The sequence below is a fragment of the Pseudomonadota bacterium genome (assembly GCA_030859565.1).
In the GTDB taxonomy this organism is placed as follows: domain Bacteria; phylum Pseudomonadota; class Gammaproteobacteria; order JACCXJ01; family JACCXJ01; genus USCg-Taylor.
Window position 1 is genome coordinate 1 of the sequence record JALZJW010000156.1, and the last position, 7769, is coordinate 7769.

Sequence of the window (7769 nt, forward strand, 5' to 3'; positions counted from 1 at the left end):
GCCCTCGCTATCTGTCAGCGCCAGGATGCTGCGGCCGACAAAGGTCCAGTCGCGGCTAAGCTTGTGGGCCAAGCCCAGGGTGCTGAGCCAGCTCTCGGCGTTCGAGGCGTGGTAGGACTCGACTCGGCCGCTCGCCTTCCAGAGCGGGTGGCCGGTGTACTCGAGGGCCGCGGTGTAGGCCTGGGAGTCGCTGTCGAAGCCCGCGCCCGCCGACTCCAGGGCCTTCACCTGCTCGGCGCGGGTGTGCAGGGTCAGCCCCTCGAAGAGGTGCCAGGCGTTGCGCGTCCCGATGGCCGCCCCGCTGCTGCGCCCATCGAAGGCGTCGCGTGCCCGGTATTCGCTGAACAGGTTCGCATCTTTCAGATAATCGGTATCGATCCCGATCACGGTGTTGTGGTTCTCCTGAAGCTGGTTGAGCGCGAAGGGGCTCGAGAGCGAGGAGATGAGCTCATGGCGCGCGTAGACGCGCCCGCGCGTCGAGAACTGGTAGTCGCCCCCGAGCGCCGCCACGCGCTTGTTACTCTCGAAGAGGTCCGGGGGCAGGAGGCGGTATTCAGCCTTGGCCCCGTCGATGAAGACCTGTACGCCCGGCTCGCGCGGGTCGAGGTCCTCGACCTGCCAGCGCACCGCGGTGGCCTCCGTGAGCGGCGTGCGCACGGTGACCGGGACGGCCTTGGCGTCCGTGAGCCGAACTGTTACCGGTAGTGCTGTATGGCCGTCGGCGATCGGGGTCTTGGGCAGATGCGTCTCGATGCGACCAAGCCGGTCGGGGGCGGTGACGCTGATGCTGCGCATGCCCTTCTCGTTGCCGAAGGGGTCGATCTGTCGGACCGTCAGCGTGTTTCGGCCCGCTTTGAGCGGGATCCCGATGTATTCCCAAACCAGGAGCCGCTGCTCGGCCAGCACGGCCTTCTTGCCGACGCGCGCTTCGGAGACCTCGGCGCCGTTCACACTCAGTTTAAAGCTCGAACCCGCCTGCCCCTTGACCCGCACATGGGTCTGGGCGATGGGGAGGGTATGCCCGTCCTTGAGGTCGACGAAGCCGAGGTTATTATCGAGCCCCTGCAACAGCCTTTCCACGTCTACCTGCGGCTGGGGGATGGGCTGGGGCGCGTCCGTGCCGACCCCCCCGCTCGCCGGCAGCGACTTGGGATCGCTCAAGGGGACGGGCAACCCATCGGGGGCGAGAGAGGCTTCCGCGAAGTCGGCGGTGTAGCCTCCGCCCGCCGCGAACGTGACGAGGAACATCGCAACGTGGGACCATTTGCATAGCGCGGGCACGGATTTTTGGCTATATCAGGTGGGCTGCATGGGTACCTTGTAAGACTCGAGTGGGATCTAGATGCGCATACAGCGACCTAGACGCCGGTGAGGAGGGCCGCGATCAGCGCGCCCGTGTGTCTGCCACGATCGGTGGCCGTCGGTTTGATACGCATGCGGGCCCGCACCGTCTTCGCCTGCCCGGCGCGTATTGCATCTAAGGTCCATCGCAATGCGTGGTACTCCTCGAGCGGGACCTCTTTCAGGACGAGCGCGAGCCAAACGCGCCTTACAAAACCGATCATCGCGATCCTCCTCGTCTGCAAGCCAATGGAGAGCCCGCGCGCGCCATTCGAGATGCTGGTGCGCGTGAGGCGTTTGAGTGGGAATGCGGCTTGAGAAAGAGATGTGCAGCGGATCCCTCCCTCGCCGTGGCATCCATGCCCCCCGTCCGTCGCAGGGTTAATCGGCGACGGTTCGGAGAACTTGAGTGTCGGTCCGCCCCGCGGGGCGCGGGTCAACGCGCGGGCCGCTCTAGCCGTCGATAGGAGATCGCCTCGGTCAAATGCGTTGCTTGTATATCATCTCGGGATTCGAGATCCGCAATCGTGCGAGCGACCTTGACGATTCGATTCCCCGATGCGGTCCAAGAGCGGGTGTTTAACCTGTTCTGATGTACAGTTACAGCGCCCGGTCACCTAAAAAAACCGTACGGGCATACCCGCGTTGCCTTTCTGCCACGCCACACGAACCGCAGTAACAACAATGACTTACGATCCTCTCACTCTGGGTGAGGATATAAAACAGGCGAGAAATGAGCGATCACTGACGCACAGCCACGCTGCTACCTTTCTGTCAGTTTCGGAAGGAACTCTGCATATTGGGAGACGGGGAAGAAGACGACACTACCCGTCAAATATTGGCCGGCCCTGATGGAGTTCGCGGGTTACGGTCCCTACAGAGTGCCCGGTCGCTCGGCGACGGACGGACCGTGCGTGCCGAAAGAGAGTCGTCCCATCTGAGAGGCTAGGACGACTCTCTCTGCGCTCATGTACGAGTAAAATAGAACAGCGCCCCCAGCGCGAGCACAACGCAAACAACCGGGGCGAGGCTCAGAATTTCTGTAAACATATTTTTCCCCCTACTGGAAGCTATGAAGAAGGACGGGGTAATCATTCCCATCCTCCTGCCGCAGAACATGGGCATCAATTTATATGACGTATTGTTCGGCGGATTGTTCCTGAGGTTCCCATCCTCGGCGTTGTGGAACGCACCGACGCTTCTCATCGCGCACCGGATAGCGCGAGGCTACTACAAAATTATCTGCTAATGTGCCCTAGCTTGCTGTCTCCTCGTCAGAGGCCATCACCTATCGACTAGAAGAACGTAAAAATTATAAACCCCACCACCATCCACAATACGATGAATGCTATGATCTGCGGCATGTCAAACTTCATCGGTGGGTGCTCCAAGTATAATTCGCTGGCGCTCGCAAAGCCGATCCTAGCCAGGAAACGCTGCTTTACCAGTGATGATGAACCCATCGTCCTCGTAGTATTCCATCGTCGTCCCAAGCTATCGCTGGCGCTACTAGCGCCAGCTAGAATCAAAAAATCAAGCTATGCATAATGGACCTTGCACAACGAATTATATCCACTTCCCACTTAGTCTATTACTTAACTACAGATCTATCATACAACCCTCTGTAGCTGCGGTTGAGAGCTTAGGGGAGACTCCCTCCCGATTGAGCGTTTCGCGGACTTTTAGGCTGCGACCGGGGGGCGCATTAAGCTGCGGCTTCTAAGGTATCGAGATAATGCGACAGCTTGTCGCGGGCGGCCCGATTGCCTCTCACGCAACGGTGCCTTGACAAGCCTTGGCAACTGCTACAAGTTTGAACGCCCGATTGAGCCGTGATTAAGCACACCAACAAGTGGGTGGATTCGAGAGAAGTCGAGATTGTTCCGATCTCGGTAGAGGAGTTGAGAGCAGATAAGTCCGGGGTTTTGGTCGAGCAGATGGCAGCTCTCGCTTATCACGCATTCCGAGAACCACCTTGGAGCGATGAAACTGAAAAGCCACGCCTCCACTTCGGTTTGGGGGTCGATCTGATGCGATGTAATGCTTTGGCTTTTGTCGCTAAGACTAAACTCTCCGGCAAGCTTGTCGGTTACATCTTAGGCTATGAGGTATTTCAAAAGAGCGGCGATTCTCGAGACCTCACGCTCTACAAAATCTCGGGTACCAAATCGCTTGATTACTTGTTCGAAGGAGGGAAGCGGGTGTTTTATGGAGATACTCTCTGTGTTGACCCTGGATTTCGACGACGGCGCATTGCCTATATGCTCTCCGCTTCGTTAATTAGTGGATTGCGTGCACAAGGGTTCGCCTATCGCATTGGACGTACCGACATTATAGCCGGAGCAATGAGGGCTCTTTTTACCAAACTTGGGTTCCAAGAATTATCCGTGCATGACACCTCGTATCCAGAACGGACATACTGGCTGCTGCGCCTCTGACTGAGATCTAAACGACATATCGCCGCTGTCGAATTTTTGTGAGCGCCCGGTACCAGTAAGGCGAGCCGCGTCGTGTTTTTCAATCTCAATGCGGCCGGCCGCGAGCGCAGCCGCTGGCATATATAATGCTTTTTCTACGACCGCACATCGCATGAAATCGAATGGAGTCCGCAGAGTATGTTGAACGCAAGAAGGGGGGCGCTATGGTTCGCGGTGACGCTTTGCACCGTGAACCTCTCGGCCTGTAATACAGTGAAGGGTTTCGGGACGGATATGCAAAACCTCGGTCAGAAGATCGCAAGAAAGATCGACCAGAAAGACTCCTCGGACGCGACAAACCAAACAGCACCAGTCACCCGCCGAGCGGTGGGATGGAAATCCAGTGAGCACCGCGAGGACCAAGAGCGAGAGGGCACGAACCCCGGCAATGAAGTGGATAACACTCAAAACGAGTTAGACAGAATGTATGAGGAGCAGATGCAACGTCGCGCTCAGTGATAGTCCGGTGCGACCCGCGGGGCGCGGGTCAACGCGCGGGCCGTTCTAGACGTCGATAGGAGATCGCCTCGGTCAAATGCGTTGCTTGTATATCATCTCGGGGTTCGAGATCCGCGATCGTGCGAGCGACCTTGAGGATGCGATGCGCAGAGCGGGCGGAAAACCCCAAGCGGTCGATCGCGGACCCGAGTAGGCGGGTGTCGATCTCGGTGAGCCGGCAATAACGATCGATCCCTTTGTTGGTCAACTGGCTATTGGGCTTGCCGCAGCGCTCGACTTGGCGGGCGCGCGCGGCGCACACCCGCTCGCGGACGCTGGCGCTGCTCTCGGCGTGACTGCTGTGGTCGAGGAGCACCTCGTGCGGCACGTTCGGGACCTCGATCGTCATGTCGATGCGGTCCAAGAGCGGACCGGAAATCCTGGTGCGGTAGCGTTTAACCTGCTCTGATGTACAGTGACAGCGCCCGCCCCGGTCACCTAAATAACCGCACGGGCAGGGGTTCATCGCCGCGATCAATTGAAAGCGGGCGGGGAAATCGGCTTGTTGCGCGGCCCGCGATACGGTAATCATGCCCGCCTCGATCGGCTCGCGCAGGACTTCCAGCACGCGGCGGTCGAATTCAGGCAGCTCGTCGAGGAATAGCACACCGTGATGGGCCAAGGAGATCTCGCCCGGCCGCGGGTGGCTACCGCCGCCCACCAGCGCCACGCCCGAGGCCGTGTGGTGAGGCGCGCGAAACGGCCGCTGCCGCCACGCGCTCACTTGAAAGCCGTGATGGCTGACCGAGGCCACCGCCGCCGATTCGAGCGCCTCCGCTTCGGTCATCGGCGGCAAAATGCTCGGCAGGCGCCGGGCGAGCATACTCTTGCCGGTTCCCGGCGGCCCGACCATCAATAGGTTATGACCGCCGGCGGCGGCGATCTCCAAGGCGCGTTTAGCGTGATGTTGAGAACGCACATCGGAAAAATCGACGCCGTCGTAATCTTCACTCGGGCTCCCTTGCAGGCTGTAGGGCAGGAGGGGCTGGGTGCGATTGATATGGGCGCAGACCTCCAGGAGGTGGCGCGCCGGAAACACCGACAAGCCGTTGACCAAGGCCGCTTCGTTCGCGTTACCGTGAGGAACCACGAGATCATGCCCGGCTCGTTGCGCCTGCAGGGCGCAGGGCAGTACGCCGCGGATCGCCCGTAGCTCGCCGGTTAACGCGAGCTCGCCGACAAACTCGATGCTTTCTAATGGGGTCGCGGGGATCTGTTGCGAGGCGGCGAGCACGCCGAGCGCGATCGGCAGATCGAAACGGCCGCCTTCTTTCGGAAGATCGGCCGGCGCGAGATTGATTGTGATCCGCCGGATCGGGAACTCGAAGCGGGAATTGATAATCGCGCTGCGGACGCGGTCCCGGCTTTCTTTGACCTCGGTTTCGGGAAGGCCGACGATGGAAATGCTCGGCAGGCCGCTCGACAGATGCACCTCGATGGTTACGAGCGGCGCATTGACGCCGATTTGAGCGCGACTGAATACTTTGGCGATCGACATGCTGTCCTTAGCTTGCGCGCCCCGAGCCGAGCGGTCTATCTAAACTCGGCCTGAGCGCCTCTCTCCTTGAGTTGATTCACGGAGCCGCAGGCGGTTGACGGTGGTTTAACTGCGCCTCCAGGGCCGTGACTTGCTTTTCCAAGTCAGCGAGCCGGGCGCGGGTTCGCACCAGCAACGCGGATTGGACATCGAACTCCTCGCGCGAGACGAGATCCATGCGCGTCAGGGCCGCACCTACCAGCGCGCGCAGGTTTTTCTTTACCTCCGCGCCCAAGGGCGCCGCGCCGCTAGGCACGAAACGCCCGACCTGACTGAAGAGCTCTTCAAAAGGGAGCCGGCGTGTCATGATCCGTCATGGTAAACCGGAACCCAGGGCCCGATCTACTCTTCCAATAACAGCCGCTGCAACGCGCGCTCACACTGCCGGTTTCACGGGCAATGCCGGTACCAGCCGAGTCAGCCTCAGCAGGCCTTCGTCCCCGGTCAGCAGCACGAGATGCTCGGTCTGTGCCGTGGCCAGCAGGAGGCGGTCAAAGGGATCCTTGTGTCCAAGTGGAACCTCGGTGGTGGCGATGGCGTGGACATCGGCGATGAGGAGAAGGGTGGCGCCGGCATTTCGAATCTCATCACGGAAAATCTGAGGTGGGATCGGTAATTTTCCCAGCCGTGCCTTCGATTCTTATTCTCATCTCACCGTTTTTAAGAAATTGATTACCGTCGATTCAAATTCCCGCTTATTTTGTTCATAGAGGCCGTGTCCTCCGTTCTCAATCAAGCAGAGGGTGGCATTGGGAATGAACTCCGTCAGCTCCCGGAAAAAAGATTCCGGAATAAGCACGTCTTTTTTTCCTCCAAGGACGAGTGTAGGCGTCTGAATCTCCCGAAGCTTCTCCCTGGCATCATGCTGAATGCAGGCTTCCATCGATACAACGAAATCATTGGGAATTCCGGGACGGCCGATGAGCACTGGCATCGCATGGTGCCAAAGCACGCGGTGAAATCCGGTAAAAGTCACATTCACCGACTCGGCGTAAAGTTCGTTCCATTTTTCCTGACGGGCAAGAATTATCCAGCGGCAGGCAAGTTTCACCGTCTCCGGAACGCTCCGCGAAGATCCCATGGAAAGGATGAGGCCGCGGATAAGATGGGGGAAATCGGCCACTAGATACTGCCCGATCAAAGAGCCCAGAGAAAGGCCCAGCACATGAACGGGGCCGCCAATTTCTTCAATAGCGGCCGCGTAATCCCGGGCCATATCCCGTGTCGTATATCCCGCCGGCAATCCCCGCTTCCGGCTGATGACGCAAACATCATAATCACGGGCGTAGCGGCGATAATACCAGGGGATATACTGCGGCATCGAGGAGGCAATGGGAAGAAAGGCATCGCTGATTCCTGGAAAGATAACTAACTTCTGCGGCCCCTTTCCAAATCGTATGAAGGGAAGCCCTTTCGCTAACTGCCCGTTTTCAATTTTCTGAATAAACTTTGGGAACTGAGTAGCGCTTGTGTAGCCTAGTAGCGGCATGTAATCCCTCCCCCTCCCTATGAGAATCTCACCAACTCAATTATTAGTTCTGCACCTTTCTGCCTAGCCTCCGCCATAGCGCGCTTGTGTGCTTCAAAGCTTTCCGGCGGAGCACCGCGGCACGGTTGCTCGAATACCAATCTGCTCGATCGCTGCTTTCAGCGTCTGGCCGGTCGGGAGTTTCCCATCGGCCTCGACGGTGAAGGAAATCGCAACGGGCATGTGCGCTTGCTGAGCGGCTCGGGCAATGCCGACGGCCTCTTCCACGTAGTTCATGGTAATGGCACACACCATATCCGCTTCGGGAAGGCCGACGATGGAAATGCTCGGCAGGCCGCTCGACAGATGCACCTCGATGGTTACGAGCGGCGCATTGACGCCGATTTGAGCGCGACTGAATACTTTGGCGATCGACATGCTGTCCTTA

At 58.9% G+C, this 7769-nt stretch carries 10 protein-coding genes and 1 pseudogene; 4 read left to right on the forward strand and 7 right to left on the reverse strand.

What is annotated here, in order from left to right; translation table 11 throughout:
• The 3 genes from M3436_17570 to M3436_17580 all read right to left on the reverse strand — a co-directional run.
• Positions 1–1248: hypothetical protein (locus M3436_17570; GenBank protein MDQ3565829.1), on the reverse strand; the 1248-nt coding region annotated here is incomplete at its 3' end.
• Positions 1249–1358: 110 nt separating this feature from the next.
• Positions 1359–1565: a hypothetical protein gene (locus M3436_17575; GenBank protein MDQ3565830.1), complete on the reverse strand. Its 207-nt coding sequence runs from the start codon at positions 1563–1565 to the stop codon at positions 1359–1361.
• 212 nt (positions 1566–1777) lie between these two features.
• A complete protein-coding gene (locus M3436_17580; protein ID MDQ3565831.1) occupies positions 1778–1867 on the reverse strand; it encodes a hypothetical protein in 90 nt (29 codons plus the stop codon).
• Positions 1868–2413: 546 nt separating this feature from the next.
• On the opposite strand from M3436_17580, the gene M3436_17585 reads away from it, so the two are divergent.
• The 3 genes and pseudogenes from M3436_17585 (at position 2414) to M3436_17595 (ending at position 4079) form a co-directional block, all read left to right on the forward strand.
• Entirely contained in the window at positions 2414–2590 is a 177-nt protein-coding gene (locus M3436_17585) for a hypothetical protein (GenBank protein ID MDQ3565832.1), read from the forward strand.
• A 583-nt stretch (positions 2591–3173) separates the two neighbouring features.
• Entirely contained in the window at positions 3174–3779 is a 606-nt protein-coding gene (locus tag M3436_17590) for a GNAT family N-acetyltransferase (protein MDQ3565833.1), read from the forward strand.
• A 234-nt stretch (positions 3780–4013) separates the two neighbouring features.
• Positions 4014–4079, forward strand: a pseudogene (locus M3436_17595) (entericidin).
• A 226-nt stretch (positions 4080–4305) separates the two neighbouring features.
• Here the strand turns inward: M3436_17595 and M3436_17600 are convergent.
• The gene (locus M3436_17600; protein MDQ3565834.1) at positions 4306–5814 is read right to left on the reverse strand and encodes a YifB family Mg chelatase-like AAA ATPase; all 1509 of its coding nucleotides are present in this window, start codon (positions 5812–5814) and stop codon (positions 4306–4308) included.
• Positions 5815–5890: 76 nt separating this feature from the next.
• Positions 5891–6160, reverse strand: coding sequence for an accessory factor UbiK family protein (locus M3436_17605; protein MDQ3565835.1), 270 nt, complete (start codon positions 6158–6160; stop codon positions 5891–5893).
• A 150-nt stretch (positions 6161–6310) separates the two neighbouring features.
• On the opposite strand from M3436_17605, the gene M3436_17610 reads away from it, so the two are divergent.
• Positions 6311–6469: a hypothetical protein gene (locus M3436_17610; protein MDQ3565836.1), complete on the forward strand. Its 159-nt coding sequence runs from the start codon at positions 6311–6313 to the stop codon at positions 6467–6469.
• Positions 6470–6499: 30 nt separating this feature from the next.
• On the opposite strand, the gene M3436_17615 is transcribed toward M3436_17610, so the two are convergent.
• Both M3436_17615 and M3436_17620 read right to left on the reverse strand, forming a co-directional pair.
• A complete protein-coding gene (locus M3436_17615) occupies positions 6500–7342 on the reverse strand; it encodes an alpha/beta hydrolase (protein ID MDQ3565837.1) in 843 nt (280 codons plus the stop codon).
• A 93-nt stretch (positions 7343–7435) separates the two neighbouring features.
• Positions 7436–7769 (reverse strand): homocysteine S-methyltransferase family protein (locus M3436_17620; GenBank protein ID MDQ3565838.1); only part of this gene is annotated, 334 nt, incomplete at its 5' end.

Coding starts and splice junctions, on each gene's coding strand:
- M3436_17575 (MDQ3565830.1), bottom strand. CDS start 1,565: ATGATCGGTTTTGTAAGGCGCGTTTGGCTCGCGCTCGTCCTGAAAGAG.
- M3436_17585 (MDQ3565832.1), top strand. CDS start 2,414: ATGAAGAAGGACGGGGTAATCATTCCCATCCTCCTGCCGCAGAACATG.
- M3436_17600 (MDQ3565834.1), bottom strand. CDS start 5,814: ATGTCGATCGCCAAAGTATTCAGTCGCGCTCAAATCGGCGTCAATGCG.
- M3436_17605 (MDQ3565835.1), bottom strand. CDS start 6,160: ATGACACGCCGGCTCCCTTTTGAAGAGCTCTTCAGTCAGGTCGGGCGT.
- M3436_17610 (MDQ3565836.1), top strand. CDS start 6,311: ATGCTCGGTCTGTGCCGTGGCCAGCAGGAGGCGGTCAAAGGGATCCTT.
- M3436_17615 (MDQ3565837.1), bottom strand. CDS start 7,342: ATGCCGCTACTAGGCTACACAAGCGCTACTCAGTTCCCAAAGTTTATT.